The 17,983-nt window shown below is 38.1% G+C and carries 14 protein-coding genes, 2 pseudogenes and 1 riboswitch; of the genes and pseudogenes, 1 reads left to right on the top strand and 15 read right to left on the bottom strand.

The window, feature by feature from the left end:
• Window positions 1–49: 49 nt before the first annotated feature.
• From OTK00_RS02755 to OTK00_RS02685, 15 genes and pseudogenes are all read right to left on the bottom strand, one after another.
• A complete protein-coding gene (locus OTK00_RS02755) occupies window positions 50–1,054 on the bottom strand; it encodes a deoxyguanosinetriphosphate triphosphohydrolase (RefSeq protein ID WP_045170326.1) in 1,005 nt (334 codons plus the stop codon).
• A 211-nt stretch (window positions 1,055–1,265) separates the two neighbouring features.
• Entirely contained in the window at window positions 1,266–2,567 is a 1,302-nt protein-coding gene (gene clpX, locus OTK00_RS02750; RefSeq protein WP_045170327.1) for an ATP-dependent Clp protease ATP-binding subunit ClpX, read from the bottom strand.
• A 28-nt stretch (window positions 2,568–2,595) separates the two neighbouring features.
• Entirely contained in the window at window positions 2,596–3,183 is a 588-nt protein-coding gene (clpP, locus tag OTK00_RS02745; RefSeq protein WP_045170328.1) for an ATP-dependent Clp endopeptidase proteolytic subunit ClpP, read from the bottom strand.
• A gap of 49 nt (window positions 3,184–3,232) precedes the next feature.
• Window positions 3,233–4,555, bottom strand: coding sequence for a trigger factor (gene tig, locus OTK00_RS02740; RefSeq protein ID WP_045170329.1), 1,323 nt, complete (start codon window positions 4,553–4,555; stop codon window positions 3,233–3,235).
• A 275-nt stretch (window positions 4,556–4,830) separates the two neighbouring features.
• Entirely contained in the window at window positions 4,831–7,557 is a 2,727-nt protein-coding gene (locus OTK00_RS02735) for a UPF0182 family membrane protein (RefSeq protein WP_045170330.1), read from the bottom strand.
• Between the two features lie 25 nt (window positions 7,558–7,582).
• Window positions 7,583–7,771, bottom strand: a pseudogene (locus OTK00_RS02730) (YlbF family regulator); the annotation flags it as partial.
• 102 nt (window positions 7,772–7,873) lie between these two features.
• A complete protein-coding gene (locus tag OTK00_RS02725) occupies window positions 7,874–9,361 on the bottom strand; it encodes an IS200/IS605 family accessory protein TnpB-related protein (protein ID WP_045170331.1) in 1,488 nt (495 codons plus the stop codon).
• A 120-nt stretch (window positions 9,362–9,481) separates the two neighbouring features.
• Window positions 9,482–9,673, bottom strand: a pseudogene (locus OTK00_RS02720) (YlbF family regulator); the annotation flags it as partial.
• Between the two features lie 32 nt (window positions 9,674–9,705).
• Complete coding sequence (locus OTK00_RS02715; RefSeq protein ID WP_045170332.1) at window positions 9,706–10,647, bottom strand: SPFH domain-containing protein; 942 nt, start codon at window positions 10,645–10,647, stop codon at window positions 9,706–9,708.
• Between the two features lie 38 nt (window positions 10,648–10,685).
• Window positions 10,686–11,120 carry an NfeD family protein gene (locus tag OTK00_RS02710; protein ID WP_045170333.1) on the bottom strand — a complete coding sequence of 145 codons (435 nt, stop codon included), beginning with the start codon at window positions 11,118–11,120 and terminating at the stop codon, window positions 10,686–10,688.
• A gap of 11 nt (window positions 11,121–11,131) precedes the next feature.
• The gene (gene recJ, locus OTK00_RS02705) at window positions 11,132–13,531 is read right to left on the bottom strand and encodes a single-stranded-DNA-specific exonuclease RecJ (protein WP_045170334.1); all 2,400 of its coding nucleotides are present in this window, start codon (window positions 13,529–13,531) and stop codon (window positions 11,132–11,134) included.
• A gap of 23 nt (window positions 13,532–13,554) precedes the next feature.
• Window positions 13,555–14,139 carry a hypothetical protein gene (locus OTK00_RS02700; RefSeq protein ID WP_045170335.1) on the bottom strand — a complete coding sequence of 195 codons (585 nt, stop codon included), beginning with the start codon at window positions 14,137–14,139 and terminating at the stop codon, window positions 13,555–13,557.
• Between the two features lie 129 nt (window positions 14,140–14,268).
• Complete coding sequence (locus tag OTK00_RS02695; RefSeq protein WP_045170336.1) at window positions 14,269–14,673, bottom strand: DUF3792 family protein; 405 nt, start codon at window positions 14,671–14,673, stop codon at window positions 14,269–14,271.
• Window positions 14,674–14,756: 83 nt separating this feature from the next.
• Window positions 14,757–15,947 (bottom strand): methionine adenosyltransferase, encoded by a 1,191-nt coding sequence (metK, locus tag OTK00_RS02690; protein ID WP_045170337.1) that lies wholly within the window; start codon window positions 15,945–15,947, stop codon window positions 14,757–14,759.
• 116 nt (window positions 15,948–16,063) lie between these two features.
• Window positions 16,064–16,204: riboswitch (SAM riboswitch) on the bottom strand.
• A 104-nt stretch (window positions 16,205–16,308) separates the two neighbouring features.
• Window positions 16,309–16,725: a secondary thiamine-phosphate synthase enzyme YjbQ gene (locus tag OTK00_RS02685; RefSeq protein ID WP_045170338.1), complete on the bottom strand. Its 417-nt coding sequence runs from the start codon at window positions 16,723–16,725 to the stop codon at window positions 16,309–16,311.
• A gap of 144 nt (window positions 16,726–16,869) precedes the next feature.
• Between OTK00_RS02685 and OTK00_RS02680 the strand changes: the two genes are divergently transcribed.
• On the top strand, window positions 16,870–17,820 hold the full coding sequence (locus tag OTK00_RS02680; protein ID WP_045170339.1) for a glycoside hydrolase family 130 protein: 951 nt from the start codon (window positions 16,870–16,872) through the stop codon (window positions 17,818–17,820).
• The last annotated feature ends 163 nt before the right edge of the window (window positions 17,821–17,983 follow it).

Here is a 17,983-nt window from a genome sequence, read left to right as displayed (position 1 = left end):
TTTATTTCGACAAATTTTTTAAAATACCTTCTGTCGTTTTTGACAAAAATCAAAGCTTATTCCATGGCGAAGGTAAGAATATTTCATAAAACTTGCGCATAGCGTACCTGTCTGTCATTCCGGCTATATAGTCGATGATTGCCTGTTCCTGTCCAAATCTGTCGATATCTTTTTTGACATCGTCAGGTAGCGTATCAGGATTCGACATAAAATATTCATACAGAGACTGTATAATATATTTAGCCTTTTTCTCATCCTTTTTGGCTTCAGAGCCAATATACACATTCTGGAACATAAACTCTCTCAGTTTCTGCATTGCAAAAAAGACATCCTCGCTCATGGTTATTTCTGGCTTGTCTATGCTATTTTTTATTATATCCACAATTAATGTATTAATTCTCTCACGCTTTGAAAATCCTAATATCTTAAGACAATCCTGCGGCAAATCTTCCTCTTTTAAAATCCCTGCTCTGATTGCATCATCTATGTCATGGTTTATATATGCAATCCTGTCTGCAAACTGAACAACTCTGCCCTCTAAGGTGGAAGGATTTTTGCCCCATACATGATTCAGAATGCCATCTCTTACCTCAAATGTAAGGTTAAGCCCCTCATCGCCTTCCAGAAAGTCAACAACCCTCAGGCTCTGCACATTGTGGGCAAAGCCACAGGTTGTAATTCTGTTCAGAATATCCTCGCCTGCATGACCAAAAGGTGTATGTCCCAGGTCATGTCCAAGCGCAATTGCCTCTGTCAGGTCTTCGTTGAGTCTTAAAGCTCTTGCAATTGTCCTTGCTATCTGGGCTACCTCAAGCGCATGAGTGAGCCTTGTTCTGTAATGGTCTCCCTCTGGTGAGATAAAAACCTGCGTTTTGTGTTTTAGCCTTCTGAATGATTTTGAATGAATGATTCTATCCCTGTCACGCTGAAACTCTGTTCTGACCTGACATTTTGCCTCCGGTCTCTGTCTTCCTTTTGTGTTTTTAGAAAGGGTTGCGTATGGCGATAAAATCCTGCTTTCCAGCTCTTCCTGGTATTCTCTTATATTTAACAAATTTTCTCACCGGACCTTTTCAAGATCCCATTTCATTTAATTTTTCAAAATATTCTGTGAGGTTTTATTATATAATAACTTAATTCTATACAAACTGAATTTTCCCTTCTTTTAAAGCTGAAAAATTCAAAAAGAAGAAGGCTGGTTTTTGTTTTCCAGCCTTCTTCTTTATAGCAAAATCTGTGCCATACATACTTTTTTCATTTGCAGTTTAAGACACATTTCCTCTTCTTTCCTGCAGGCGCTGTTTAAGCCTTGGCTTTTTTTGCACCTTCTTGTTCTCATTTATTATTACAACAGGCTTATCTTCCTTCAAAACAGCTGCCTTTGTGATTATCACTTTCTCTATCTTATCATTTGATGGAATCTCAAACATAACATCCAGCATGATCTCTTCCATAATAGCTCTAAGCCCTCTTGCACCGGTGTTGCGCTCAATTGCCTTGTCGGCTATTGCCTCCAGTGCTTCCCTTTCGAATTCAAGCTCAACACCATCCATTGCAAAGAGCTTCTGATATTGCTTGACAAGTGCATTCTTTGGCTCTGTCAGAATCTTTATAAGTGCTTCTCTGTCAAGTGCGTCCAGTGTAACTATTATCGGAACACGACCTATAAATTCAGGGATCATGCCAAACTTCAAAAGGTCCTGAGGCATTATCTGCCTCAAAATATCTCCTATCTTCTTTTCCTTTTTGCTCTCTATTTTAGCATTGAACCCAAGAGTCTTTTCACCAATTCTCTTTTCAATTATCTTCTCAATACCCTCAAAAGCGCCGCCACAGATAAAGAGGATATTTGTAGTGTCAATCTGTATAAATTCCTGATGCGGATGCTTTCTTCCACCCTGTGGCGGAACCGATGCTATTGTGCCTTCCAGTATCTTTAAAAGTGCTTGTTGAACACCTTCACCAGATACATCTCTGGTAATGGAAGGGTTGTCTGACTTTCTTGCAATCTTGTCAATCTCATCTATATAAATTATACCGCGTTCAGCTCTTTCAATATCATAGTCAGCATTTTGAATAAGCCTGAGCAGAATATTTTCAACATCTTCACCCACATATCCTGCTTCGGTGAGTGTTGTAGCATCTGCTATTGCAAAAGGAACATTGAGCATCTTTGCAAGAGTCTGTGCAAGGTAAGTCTTACCTGACCCTGTTGGTCCAAGCATTAAAATATTGCTTTTCTGAATCTCAACGTCATCTTTTCTGCTGTCATGATAATAAATTCGTTTGTAATGATTATAAACCGCAACAGACAAGATCTTCTTTGCGTGGTCCTGCCCAACCACATACTGGTCCAAAAACTCTTTTATCTCCTTCGGGGTTGGAAGTCTATCATCAAACTCATTGTATTCCTCTTCTTCAAACTCCTCGGATATTATCTCCGAGCAAAGCTCAACACACTCATCACAGATATAAACTCCCGGTCCGGCAACAAGTCGTCTTACCTCATCCTGAGATTTTCCACAGAATGAGCACCTTAAAGTCTTCTTTTCATCAAACTTAGCCAACTTTGAATCACCTCAGATTAAAGAAAGATTATGGGCGTCTTTCAATCACCCTGTCAATTATGCCATACTTTAAAGCCTCCTCGGCTGTCATGAAAAAGTCACGCTCTGTATCACGCTCTATAACTTCAATTGGCTGACCTGTGCGCTCAGCCAGAATCCTGTTAATTCTCTGTTTTATCTTCAATATCCACTCAGCGTGAATTTTTATATCTGTTGCCTGACCGCGAACACCACCAATTGGCTGATGTATCATTATCTCACTGTTTGGAAGGGCAAACCTCTTGCCTTTTGCTCCAGCTGCCAGCAAGAATGCGCCCATTGACGCTGCCATTCCAACGCAAATTGTTGATACATCGGGCTTTATATACTGGATGGTATCATAAATTGCAAACCCGGCTGTAACAGAACCACCCGGTGAATTTATATAAAGGTAGATATCTTTATCAGGGTCTTCAGCCTCCAGAAAAAGAAGCTGGGCAACAATGAGCGAAGCAATATCGTCTGTAATTTCACCGCTCAAGATTACTATCCTGTCTTTTAAAAGCCTTGAGTATATATCGTATGCTCTTTCACCACGATTTGTCTGCTCAATGACTATCGGGACAAGTGCGGACATAATCACATCCCCTCCTTTTACAAAAGAAAAAAGTGTAATTTTTTAAAAATTATTCTGGCTTATTTTCATTTTCAGCCTGAGACTCTTCAGTTATAATTTTAGCATTTTCGTATATAAAATCTATAGCCTTATTTAGAATTATACCCTCTTTTATATACTCAATATCATCTTCCGAAAGTCTTTCTTTAAACTTTTCAACTTCCATGTTGTACATACTTGCAAGCCTTTCCAATTCCTTTTCAAGCTCTTCATCTGTTGCCTGAATATTCTCCACCTTTGCAATCTTTTCCAATATAAGATTGTTTCGAACAGCTTTTGTTGCTCTTTCTCTGAACTGCTCTCTAAACTCCTTATCTGTTTTGCCAATAGCTTCTAAATATCTCTCATAGGTCATACCAAAGTACTGAAGGTTTCGTGCAACATCTTCTATATAGTAGTTTATTTGATTTTCTATCATGGGTTCAGGAATATCTATCTGGGTATTTTCAGCAATCTTTTCCAAGATTGCGTTTATCATCTCATCCTTTGCTCTCTGTTCATTTTTCTCTCTTATCCTGCTTCTGATACTTTCCTTCAGCTCTTCCAGTGTTTCAAACTCACTGACATCCTTTGCGAATTCATCGTCAAGCTCAGGAAGCTCCTTGACTTTTATCTCCTTAACCTTTACCCTGAAGGTTGCCTTTTTACCGGCAAGGTCTGTATTTTGATAGTCTTCAGGGAAGACAACTTCAATCTCCTTCTCTTCACCTTTCTTCATGCCAATTAGCTGCTCTTCAAATCCCGGAATAAATGTGCCAGCCCCGACTGTCAGCTCATAATCCTGGCTGCTTCCATTTTCAATAGGCTGACCGTCAACAAATCCTTCAAAGTCGATTGTGACAATATCACCATTTTGAACTTCTCTGTCAACAGAGATGAATCTTGCATTTTCTTCTCTTAAATGCTCAAGCTCGTGTTCAACCTCTTCCTCTGCAACAGGATATTCAATCTTTTTAATTTCAACTCCTTTATACTGCCCGAGCTCAAACTCAGGTTTGATATACACCTCAGCTTTGTATATAAAGCTTTTGCCCTTGCCAACCTGAATTATATCAACCTCAGGTCTTGATACAACCTCAAGCTTGCTCTCTTCTATTACCTTTGGATATGTTTCATTCAAAACATAGTCAATTGCATCATCATAAAATACCTCTTCGCCATAAGCTTTTTCAATGAGTGACCTTGGAGCTTTGCCAGGTCTGAAACCCGGAATTTTAAAATACCTGGCATTTTTAAAATAGGACTTTTGCAAACCTTCTTCAAACTTCTCAGGCTCAACCTCAACCTCAATCACAGCCCTGTTTGTGCCTTTTTTTTCAATCTTGAACTCCATTCTAATCCTCCCTCAAAAAGATTTATTTTGAATTTGTTTTCTGTCATCTTTGATAAAGTTATATTTTAACTATGATATTGTAGCATAAAAGTTTCTATTTTAAAAGTGGATTGAAAAGATTTTTCTATCTTAACAACATACTTTCAAATACAACAGATTCCCTATTCTCAATACTAATCACTCTACTCGGTGTCCCTGTGTATTTTCTGTTTATAAAGAAAAAGGCTTTTGGCAAATAAGGCAAAGCCAAAAGCCTTTTTAGTTTTCTCACAGATTTATTTAATATTTTTCATCTCATCATCAAGCTCTCTGAACTTCTTCCCAAACTCTTCCCAATTGCCCTGTTGCAAAGCCTTTTTTACATCCTCAAACAATGACTTTATCTTTGATAGCTCTGCAGAGGTTGAAGTTTGAGGGGTATTCTCCTGCTGTTGCGAAGGCTGATTACTTTGATTCTCCACTTCAACCTGCTGCCCGACAAGCTGCGACAGTGCGTCATTCAGGCTACTTCCCATAACAACTCTGCCATTGCACGCAGCAATTACCCTTTTTACCTCAGGCAGAGCAGAGGTATTGTCCGAGGCAATATAAATTGGCTCAATGTATAAAATCTTCTGGTTGATTGGCAGTGCCAATAGGTTCCCTCTTATAACTCTTGAGCCGCCCTGATTCCAAAGCGACAAATCCTTTGATATTTGCGGATCCTGGTCAATCATGTTCTCAATCTGGAGCGGACCATAAACGGTCAAACCTTTGGGAAATTTATATAGCACAAGCTTTCCATAATTCTCTCTGTCACTTTTTGCTGCCAGCCACGCAATCATCGTGTTATACTTCAGTGGAGTAAATGGCACCATCAAAATCATCTCTTCTTTTTGGCTATCCGGCAGCTTCATAACACTGTAATACGGCGGAATATAGTCAATTGAACCATCCGGTGTTTTGTGCTTACCAAAATCCCACAAATCTTCTTTGTTGTAAAATACATTCGGGTTTGTCATATGATATCTTTTCAAAATGCTTGCTTGAACCTTAAAGATATACTCAGGGTATCTTATGTGATCGGCAATATCCTCAGGTATGTCACCTTTTTCAAAAAGGTCAGGATAGATACTCCTGTATACCTTAACAATCGGGTCGGTTTTATCCACAATGTAAAACTTTAGCGTCCCGTTATAAGCGTCAATTAAAACCTTTACTGAATTTCGAATGTAATTGAAGCCATCCCCGGCAGGCTCTGAATAGGGATAGTAACCTGTTTTTGTGTACGCATCCAGAACCCAGACCAAATGTCCCCTGCCGTCAATTAATATATACGGGTCGGTGTCATAGTCAAAAAATGGCGCAACCTTCTTTGCTCTCTGAATTATATTCCTATTTATGAGTATTTTGCTGTTTGAGTTTATTGCTGTTGAAACAAGAAGTCTAAAGTCTTTATAGACATATGAAAAGATTAACCTGTTTAAAGGTGTAAGCCTTATCCCACCTTTGCCGTCATATCTGAAAAGCCTGTTTGAGTCACCCTCCGGATAGTCAATCTCATCCACCTTTGTGTTGACTATGACATACGGGTCGGTCTTCTCTCCATAGTATATGCGTGGCTGTGTTACCTCTGGCGCACCATCTAAACTCTTTATCGGAATGTCTTTTATGATAAACTTTGGCTGTCCTTCAGGTGTCACTTCTGTCATCAGACTCATTACAACACCATAGCCATGGGTATACTGGAACCTCTGATTTATATAAGTCTTTGTTGGAATGCCGTCGTAGTTTATCTCTCTTGCTGATATGAATACAGACTTTATCCTGCCATTTATAGTGTACTTTGCAATATCTGCATCATTGAAGATGTAATACTGTTTAAAACGCTGAATCTGGTTTTGAATGTCTAAAGTAGTTGGGTAATCTGTAATCCTTATGTTTTCAACTGTGCTAACATTTTGCTTCAAATCGTCCGATGTTATGTTGTTCGAAGTATCTACCTGAAAGTACTTCTCATCAATGTTTTCTAAATTGTAAGCAAGGCGGGTAAACTTAATGTTTCTTTCTAAAAATGGTCTTTCATATACCTGCTCATTTGGCGACACAACAAAATACTGAAAAGCTGCAGAAACCACAGTCCCCAGAACTGCAAATGCAACGTAAGATAGCATCACCCTGCCTATATCCGAATATCTTTTTTTCAAAAAGAAGAAGATGCTGAGTATTATAACAGCTGCTAAAACTATATACGAAAGCCTGAAATAGTTCATTCTAATGTAATAGTCAGTATATCCAACACCAACAACTTCGCCAAAGAAGGAGTATAAAAGCCCCTCCATCTCATACTTGAGAGTAAAGATTTTAACTGTGAAGATGAGGATTAGACTAAAGAATATGTGAGACTTAACTCTTCTATCAGAAAGCACACCCCACGAATTTACCCTGCTAACAAAAGTAAAACTGTAAAGCACAATATATATTGCTGCTGTGTAGATGCATACAAATATCATCAAAAAGAACAAAAAGTTTACTATTGATAAAAAAAATGGCCTTTCAAATACATAGTATGCTATATCTCTGTTAAATATTGGGTCTTTTATGTTGAATGGTTTTGAATGAGTTAGTGTCAAAAACTTGATATAGAGATTATTCTCCAAATATTTGCTTGTCAAAAGTGCCAGGAAGGCAGAAACAATCAGGTTAAGAATGTTGTTTTTGAGAAAACTGATTTTTCCCACTATTCTTTCGATGTTTTTCTTGATAACTGCATTGTTTATGAAAAACACAACAAACAGAAACACAAATGAAATAATCTGCACTGAAAGTTTTACATACAGGTTCTTCCAGAATACACTTACAAAGTTTTTGCCGATTTCTCTTATCTGGATAAGCTCTAAAAACAAATCAAATGCAATTGAAAAGGCTATAGCGAGTATCACCAGTATTGAAACAATAAACCCTATCTTTTTGAATAGTCTCCTTGTTTTTTCTTTTTTATAATCATAAATTCGATCTGTCATTTTACACTCTAACCCCTCACTTAACTTATTGACCACCCAAAATTCCAAACATCTCATCATTCAGGTCCACTGCTTCTGCAATTATCTTTGAAATATCGGATAGAATCTTTGCAAGCATCATCTCAGATGAAAGGTACTCTTCGATATCAGGATTTAAGCTTATTATCTGATAAAGCTGCTGCAAAGAGTATACATCAGAGCTTGTAACCTGGTCATCTAAACTGTGCAAAACTGCACAAGCTTAGACGGCTGGGCTATTTGTAGTCCGCCCTGATCTGCGGAGTGCTCATTCCCAGCAGGCGGTATTTAAGCACTCCTATAGCCCCTGCCCCAAGAAGCAGGAACTTGCGCCGATTTTCGGTCTCCCCACTTGCCCTGAAACCAATATCCGTTTCAGGACAGACATGTCTCGCAACACCCTGTCAGGGGAGAGTGGTGTCACCACCGCTACCCTGAGAACTCGCCAGAGATTGTAGCCTGCACTACAACTACCCGCACTTGTTCCATCCAGAGGTGCAGATAGCCTCCCTGACTCACTCCCAGAGCTTTGTATCTTACGCATTACATATTCAATTTCTTTTATCTGTTTCCTTCTCAAGTGTATATTCTTAACTTCTTTGCTTACATACTCTTTTAGCTCTTCTAAACTACTTACATCAAGATTATTTAAAAACTTCATGTAGTTAGCAGGTATCTTCTCTTTTAGCCCAAGTCCCCTTCTTGCTATCACATATGCACTTGCAATATCTTTGCTTACCATAAACTGCGGTGCGAACTTTAGCATCCCTATCACCGATGTGTACGCAGGATTTGCTTCTATAACCTCTATCCCTTCTCGTTTTGCTAAAATCCTGATTTTGTAAAGAAGCGACCTGTAGCTGAAAAAGTGTCTTATCCGTCTTGATTTTCTGCCAGAAAAATCTCCTCTTCTTCCTTTGTCTTTTATATCAAGCCTTTCTACCACAATAGCCTTTCTTTTCTCTTTTGCTATCTCTACAATTTCATGCGCATACTGCCACCTGTAATACTCTCTTTTGTCAGAGTTTCCACTTTCAAGCTCTGGCATTGGAATTTTGCCATGGCTTATAAACTGTCCATTTCTATCCACCTCTACCCATGTCATATGATTGGGATATGCATTTGTATCTATACCTATAGCACCATTTTCTCTGGTTATTTCTGTTACTGGAAAAAGTTCTTCTACTGAAAAGTAAGCATATACATTCCCATTCTTGAGTTTTAACTCTACTGAATAAGGCACTTCAAGAATAGCTATCTCCTGCAAAATTTCTTCTCTGTCTTTGCCTTTCTTATAACCAGCTGACAATCTTACAAATATATACTTTCTATCTCCTACATTTATCCTCAAAAATGTGCCACTTTTATTTACCACAATCCTCGTGTTCAAGTTTCCTTTCTTGCTTCTGTCTCCTCTTGAATATAAATTTCCTTTCCTTTTTTCCTGCCACTCAATCTTAAGTTTTCTGTAAGGCTTGCCGTTTATATGTCGTTTTTTGAGCTTTTCAAAAAGCTCTCTGCCACCAAAAACAACTTTCCTCGGGTCTTCTCCTCTTTGCTTGCAGGACTCTAAAACAGCTTTTGCTTTCATTATTGCATCATCTACATATCTTGAGTTCAAATCAAAAATCCCTTGCAAATCTTTTTTAAGGCTATTTCTATCATAGCCTTCTAAAAGTCTTTTGTATGCAAATCTCATGCAAGATGACCATCTTCTCATAAGCTCCAATGTCTTTTGCCTGTCTTCAAAACTTTCAAAAATCAGCTTAGCCTGAACTGTTATCAAGTTTTTACACCTCTTATTAAGGCTCTTTTTCTGGTAGCATAATCTTACCAACCTTTTGCACACAAAGTAACTTTTAATGCTACCCAGTCAAAATTATACCTTTTTGCATTGTTATTCTCAACTGTTATGAACCTCCTGCCCCTGCAGGCGTTTTTGTTCAAGTTCAAACTGTTTCTTTTTAAAGTCCAAAACCATCTGTTTGAGCTTCTCATCTTTCTCAATCTTTTCTTTCGCAGCTTTGAACCTTTTTACCTCATTTGACTCCTTTAGAGCACTGGCAAGCTCATATGCAATGTCGTAAACATTCCTCATCTTTTGTATCCTCACCCCTTTTGTGACCAGGTTTATTTTTCACCATTATTGCCCTGAACATTTATGTTTTCATTTGTCCTTATAAGCTCAGAAGCACCAATAAGCGTCCCCAGGTTTTTGAATGCATCTGTTGGAATGTAAACCTTATTAGCAGGATTTTTGGCAATTTCAATGGCAGCCTCTATCTGCCTCATTGCAAGAACAACCGCATCTGTTCCACTTTCCTTAATTGCCCTGTTTACATACGCAATTGCATTTGCCTGCGCCCTTGCTACCATCTCAATCGCCTGGGCCTGACCTTCTGCCTGCAAAATCTTCTGCTGCTTTTCACCCTCTGCTCTTTTTATCATAGCCTGCTTGTAACCTTCTGCTTTTGCAATCTCACTTTCTCTGACACCCTCTGCCTCAAGAATCATTGCGCGCTTATCTCTTTCTGCTTTCATCTGCTTTTCCATTGCCTGTGTTATCTCGGCAGGAGGTATGATGTCCTTTATTTCAACTCTTTTCACCTTAACCCCATAGTTGTCTGTTATCTGGTCAAGAACAGATGTGAGCCTTGAGTTTATTATCTCTCTTGATGAGAATATCTCATCCAAAGTCATATTACCGACAACATCTCTTAAGTTTGTCAGGACAGAGTACATTATAGCTGCCTGGTAGTTCTGGATGTTATACGTGCACATCTTTGCATCAAAAACCTCGAAAAACACAACAGAGTCAATCTTTATTCTGACATTGTCTTTTGTGATAACATCCTGCGGTGGCACATCAAGAATCCTCTCCTGCATGTTCACCTTTGCTCTTACATTATCAATAAAAGGAATAATAATATGAATACCTGGCTCCAAAACCCTGTGAAACTGCCCTATTCTTTCCACAACATAGCAGTACTTTGTTCTGACAACCTTTATGCTTGAAAAGAAGAAGATTAAAAACAGCACAATTATTAAAATTACCCATCCAAGTGGACCCATAAAAAGCACACCTCCTATTTTCAATATTTTGTTTTAATTTAAGATTCCATCTTCTCAACAAAAATCTTCAGCCCGTCCACCTTAACAACCCTTACCCTGTCACCTTTTTCCAGCTTCTTGTCGCAAAAAATGTTGTAAAATATTCCGTCCTTTTTTATTTTGCCTGAATACCCGTCCTGCGATACTTCCTCAACAAAAAACTCTTTTCCCACGCTTACAAAGCTTTTATTCTCTATTTTTGGCATGTTTCTCATAAAACTTTTTATTCTGGGTTTAGCTATCAAAAAGATAGTTGTGCTAAGAACTATAAACAATCCAACCTCTACAAATGCATTGTTTATAAAAAGATCAAGGATAAAAACTATGAAAGCAGAAATGTAAATGGGAAACAGTACAAAACCCACAAAGGTGTCAGCTATCAAAAAAGCAAGAGCAATTCCCAACCAGATAAAATCATAAATACCTACATGCATCAAATCCCCCCTTATGCTTTTTTAATAATCTGGTAAAAATTATAGATTGATGTCTGCTTCAGGTTGACCTTCTCAGTCAGCTCATAAAATTCCTTTGCTTCCACACCTTCATGTGTTAATTCCAAACTGATAAGATTTTTTTCTTCAAACATTGAAAGTATAAACAAAAGTTTTACAACCTTCCTGAAAGGGTCTAATTCATTTATACCCGAAAAATTATATGAAATAAACTCACAATTTCTAAGTGTCTTATAGATATCTACCACTTCTCTGTTTATTTGCAGATCAAAATCCTTAAATTTCTGGTCCATGTCAAACAGCAAAACCTTTGCATCCTGATATAGATTTTTCACAAGCTGATATGAAGGAATATCAAGTGCAACAATAACATCAAAATCCTGTTTTATAGCTTCTATCTTATCAATCCTCGGTGCAAATATATCGTCAAAATACACCTCTTTCAATGAGCTTTGATGCTGCACAATCCGCCCCTGTTCATTCAAAAACCTAAAAACATCATTCTGCACATCTTCACCTTTTAAAAATTTCAAAAAATCAAGGACGATATGAGGATAAAAAGCGGTAAAAATACACTTTTTATCAACAAGATCAGAAAGATTGCAAACCTCTGTTTCGAACTTCTCAAAACTGCAACCCCTTCTTCTTATAGCTCTCAAGTTATTGTACAGGTCTTTTATAACTCCAAAACTTACATTTTCACATATATCAATAAGATTAAACTGATTCCGCCTTGTAGAATTGAAAATATTCTTTTCAAGCTTGCAAACAATATCAACCTTTTTCATTGTGACAAGCTCATCTTCATCTTCTGAGCGCGAAAAACATACAACATCATATTTTGTTCCATTGCCTGTGAAGAATTTGTAATACTTATTATCCTCACCCATAAACCTGAAATTCTCAACCAGAATATTCTTTATAAGAAAGGTTGGCTCAGGATTCCCCACACCAAACGGCTCCAAAAGATAAATCTGGTCAATCAAATCATCATCAATTTCATTCAAATTCAAAACAAGGTCAATCTCAACAGCCGGTTTGAAAATCATAAAATGGTAATCCTGAGCAATGCTGTTTAAAATCTCATCAAGCTTTTCAAAGTTGTCGCTCACAAGCGAAAGACCGGCTGCATGCTCATGTCCACCAAACCTCAGAAGAATGTCCGAACAATTTTTAAGCGCCTCAAAAAGATTAAACCCTTTTATTGACCTACCGGAGCCCTTCAAGATTCCTTCATCAGTAAACGTAAACAAAAGCGATGGTCTGTGGTATTTCTCTGTTATCTTTGATGATGCAATCCCAACAACTCCGGGGTGCCAGCTCTGGGAGCTGAGCACAAAAATCTTTTTCCTGAGAATATCCTTGTTCAGTGTAATTATCTTCTGAGCCTCTTTGATGGTCTTTTCTTCTATCTCCTGACGCTTTCTGTTCTCCTCATCCAATCTTCTTGCAATCTTTTCAGCTTCTGCTAAAGAATCACTTAAAAGAAGCGACATAGCCAAATTGGCATCCGAGATTCTTCCAGCTGCATTGAGTCTTGGTCCTATAATAAACGAAACATCAAAAGGTTTTAGCTCCTCCTTTGAAGAAAGCCCGGCTACTTCTATAAGTTTTTTAAGCCCTATATTTTTTGTATACTTTAAAAGTTTTAAACCATACTTAGCAAAAATCCTGTTCTCGTCAACAAGTGGCATGACATCCGCTATTGTGCCAATTGCCACAATGTCAAGGTATTCAGAAAGCTTAATCTCCAGCCCGGAAAGCTTCAAAGCGTGAAGGAGCTTGAACGCAACCCCTACTCCCGCCAAATCTCTAAAAGGATATGTACTGTCATGTCTTTTGGGATTTACAATGGCATCAGCAGCTGGTAGCCTGTCTTTTGGCTCATGATGGTCTGTGACAATCACCATTTTGCCTTTTTGTTTTAAATATTCAATCTCACCTATCGCGCTTATTCCTGTATCAACTGTGATTAATAAGTCAAACGTGTTTTCCAGTCTTTTTAGAATATCAAGATTTAAACCGTATCCATCTTTAAATCTATTGGGAATGTAGTAACCTGCTGGCAAAAACCTGCTCAAATTTGAGTAAAGAAGATATGTGCTTGTAACACCATCGCAATCGTAATCTCCGTAAATAAGCACTCTTTTTTTGCTTAAAATGGCACTCCTGATAATTCTTACTGCCTCTTTCATATCATTGAGCAAAAATGGACTGTAGAGGTTCTTTACTGCCGGCTCTAAAAATTTTTCAATATCCTCTTTTTGAGTAATTCCCCTGTTTTTTAAAACCTGTATTATCTGTGGTTTTATTTTTTTACCGTTTATTACTATATCAAAGTTATCAGTGTCTGCACACTCTTTTAATACCCATCGCTTTTTCTGGAATATCATGCCTTTAAAATGCCCCCTCAAGCCTAATAAATACACATCATTATCACCAGAGTCACAACAAAAGAGGTTGCAGCCCCCACTATAAGCTGTTTAAAATCATGCCTTTTCAGCACAAGCCTTGACCACATGACAAGAGGAATGAGCAAAAACAAAAACCACATCTTTATCCCAGCAATAAAATTTACTGCAAGAACCGGACCGGTTATGCCACAGGCATGACCGCTTGCCTTAAATTTCAGTACCCTGTTAATAAAAGCCAGGATAAAACTTGATATGAGGTAAGATAAATACAATCCCACCATAGCTTTTGTAGGTCTTTTCATAACAAGCAGGCTCAGATTACCCAGAATATATCCAGCTATCCCGAAGATAAAAGCAAGTTTTCGCTCTTTTTCCCTTCCACCGCTTTTAAATTTTGGAATAGTTCTCGCAACAATATATGCCATGATGGGTATTATTGTGAAAAAAAGAATTGAACTGAGATAATAATTGAAATTACCGTTGTAATTTGCAGCTTTATTATCAAACCACATAATGGTAAAGACAATCAGTGCAACCATAGGTACTGTAAAAATGCTGCTTATAAGATATGCTATTTTTTCCCTCATAAAGCCTTCCCCCAAAAAGTTTAATTTCTTCCTTGAGTTAATTATACACCAAATCTCTATAAAAAGGCAAAAATAAATCCCCTTTTGCAGCCAATAAAAGCAAAAGGGGATACAAATAGCAACTCTTTTTTATCTTCTTTTGGCTGGTGTTTTTCTGGTCCTCCCCATGTTCAGAGCACCCATAACAAAACCCAGAACCGGACCAAAGATTATTAAATACAGCTGATACTTTGAAATGTTGATACTCTTTTTTAACACAATGGATACCACAATCAAAACAAGCGAAATAACAAGTGAAGCTACAAATGCAGCTACTTTTTTTCTGGTGGTGCTAACTTCAGCAGCTTCATATCCACACAGGGCTATTCCCACAAACATTGAAAATATTGCAAGATACTGTGCAATTTTATCCTGTACTGAAAAATACATTACAAATACAGATATCACAAGAATTAAAAAACAAATCAAAAACAGAGATTTTACACCTATCCACACATATTGAGAAAGACTTGCATCTTCAGTCTTCCTGTTCATAATAATCTGACAATCTTTTTAAAAGAAGCTCTATTAAACATTATTAAAGCTCATAAAAAGTTAGAACAATGCATTCTCTCCTCTTATATATTTTGAGCTTCTTTTAGAATTATATCCACCTTGTCAGTTCTCTCCCATGGCAGGTCCAAATCTTCTCTGCCAAAGTGACCGTATGCAGCAACCTTTTTGTAAATAGGTCTTCTCAAGTCAAGGTCCCTGATTATTGCAGCAGGTCTTAAGTCAAATACCCTCTTTACAATCTCTGCAATCTTTTCATCATCAATCCTGCCTGTTCCAAATGTATCCACTCTGATTGAAAGAGGTCTTGCAACACCTATTGCATATGAAATTTGTACCTCACACTTTTTAGCAAGCCCTGCAACAACAATATTTTTTGCAACATATCTTGCCGCATATGTTGCCGACCTGTCAACCTTTGTTGGATCTTTACCTGAAAATGCACCACCACCGTGGCGTGCATACCCACCGTATGTGTCAACGATAATCTTTCTTCCGGTAAGACCGGAATCACCCTGAGGTCCACCAATTACAAACCTTCCTGTTGGGTTTACAAATATCTTTGTATTTTTATCAAGCATCCCTTCAGGAATAACAGGTTTTATAACATGCTCAATCACATCTGCCTCTATTTGAGAATGTGTAACTTCAGGGCTGTGCTGAGTCGAAACAACAATTGTATCAACCCTTACAGGTCTGTCATCCTCGTACTCAACTGTGACCTGAGTTTTTCCATCGGGGCGCAGATATGTCAAAATCCCCTCTTTTCTAACATATGCAAGCCTTCTTGCAAGCTTGTGAGCAAGGTATATTGGCATTGGCATCAAAACTGGAGTTTCATCACACGCAAACCCAAACATCATCCCCTGGTCGCCTGCACCAATTGCCTCTATTTCATCATCTGTCATCTCACCAAGCTTTGCTTCAAGTGCCCTGTCAACACCCATTGCAATATCAGGTGACTGCTCATCAATTGATGTTATCACCGCACATGTGTCGGCGTCAAAGCCGTACTTTGCGCGTGTATAACCTATTTCTCTAATTGTATCACGGGCTATCTTTGGGATGTCCACATAACATTTTGTTGTTATCTCACCCATAACCAAAACAAGCCCTGTTGTTACTGCAACCTCACATGCAACTCTTGCATAAGGGTCTTTTTCCAAAATAGCATCTAAAACAGCGTCTGAAATCTGGTCACAAATCTTGTCCGGATGACCTTCTGTTACAGACTCTGATGTAAATAGCTTTCTCATTTGTTCTTTTACCTCCTTTTAGATAAAATAGAAACTCATGTAATAAAAATCTCACATATAAAATTTAAAGCCCCTTCTGAAAAGAAGAGGCAAAACTTTCTTTTACAAAAGTTTTATCCTCATCTCTCAGAAAGCTTAAAGTCTATAAACTTTTTAAGCTTTCTGACGGAGTTGGCACCATTGCAAAGCTTCAAAAAAAGCTCTGCCGGTTGCCGGGTTTCATCGGGCCTTTTTCCCTCCACCTCTCTTGATAAGGATAACCTTATCACATTTTTGTTATTCAATTTTCAAATTTGCCTCAATTATATTAACAAAACAAACTGGCATTGTCAATAAAATTATTTATGCAACTTCTTAAAGCTCATTCCCCAATAATCTTCACAAGCACTCTTTTCTTTCTTTTGCCATCAAACTCACCGTAGAAGATTTGCTCCCACGGACCCAAATCAAGCCTGCCGTTTGTGATTGCAACAACAACTTCTCTTCCCATGATTGTCCTTTTCAGGTGAGCATCAGCATTGTCCTCACCAACATTGTGGTGATACTGAGAGTATGGTTTTTCAGGAGCAAGCTTTTCAAGCCACATTTCAAAGTCGCGAAGAAGTCCTTCCTCATCATCATTTATGAATACACTTGCAGTTATGTGCATAGCATTGCATAAAAGCAGTCCTTCTTTGATTCCACTCTCATCAACACATTTTTGAAGCGTATCTGTTATATTAACAAATCCGCGCCTTGCCGGAATCTCAAACCAGAGTTCCTTTCTATATGATTTCATCCTTACCAAATCACCCCGCTAAATTTGGATTGTTTTTGTCCTTGACAGTTTTTTAAAAATATTTTAATAATTTTTCTGTAATGATTCAACAGAAAATGTGGTATATTTCAATGTATAGAGAAATAGATTGTGGGGGGATTTGACATGAAGAAAGTCTTTGCAAAAAAGGATATATTTACACGTTACAGTGGAAATCCAATAATCACTGTATATGATATACCATATTCAGCAAATGCAGTTTTCAATGCAGGCGCTATCAAATACAAAAATGAGTACCTGCTTCTTTTGAGGGTTGAAGACAGGCAGGGAAAATCACACCTTACCGTTGCAAAAAGCGCCGATGGAAAAACCAACTGGAAGATTGAAAAATCGCCCCTGATATACCCCCAGCCAACAGTATTTATCTACGAAGAGTTTGGCTGTGAAGACCCCAGAATAACATACATTCCCGAGGATGATTATTATTACATCACATACACTGCGTACTCCCGTTATGGTCCTGCTGTTGCCCTTGCACGAACCAAAAATTTCAAGAAAGTTGAAAAATTGGGGTTAATCTATCCTCCGAATAACAAAGATGCTGTCCTGTTTCCTGAAAAGATAAATGGAAGGTATGCAATGCTGCACCGTCCTGTTGCAGGTGACATTGAACACATCTGGATTGCATACTCATCAGACCTTCTTCACTGGGGAAATCATGAGGTTGTGCTTGTTGAAAAAGGTGGTCCCTGGTGGGATGGGTTTAAGGTTGGAGCCGGGGCTGTGCCAATAAAAACACCCGAAGGCTGGCTTATAATCTACCACGGTGTTAAGATGATGCCATCGGGACCAATCTACAGGCTTGGCGCAGCACTTTTGGACTTAGAAAACCCGGCAAAGGTCAAAAAAAGATGTCCTGAGTGGCTCCTATCACCCCAAGAGGTTTATGAGAGAATCGGCGATGTGAACAATGTGGTGTTCACCTGCGGTGCAATTGTTGAGGACAATACAATCTATCTTTACTATGGTGCAGCAGATTCATGCATCGCTCTGGCATTTGCTGAAATTGACCAGATTCTGTCTATACTGATTGAGGGGGATTTGCAGGCAAAATAAAAGGGGGCTCTTCAAAATTTTTGTGAAAAGCTCCTTTCGTTTTTATTTTTTAATTTTATTTTATTTATTTCGAATAACTAAACTCTTAATTTTCTCTTCTGTATTTTTTTATATAAAGCTTATGTTTGATTAATTTTTTTACTTGTTAATAACTTTGTTTTAT

The organism is Caldicellulosiruptor morganii, from assembly GCF_026810225.1.
Classification (GTDB): Bacteria; Bacillota; Thermoanaerobacteria; order Caldicellulosiruptorales; family Caldicellulosiruptoraceae; genus Caldicellulosiruptor; species Caldicellulosiruptor morganii.
The sequence above is the reverse complement of the archived record's forward strand: the minus strand, read 5'-3'. Positions and strand labels throughout refer to the sequence as shown.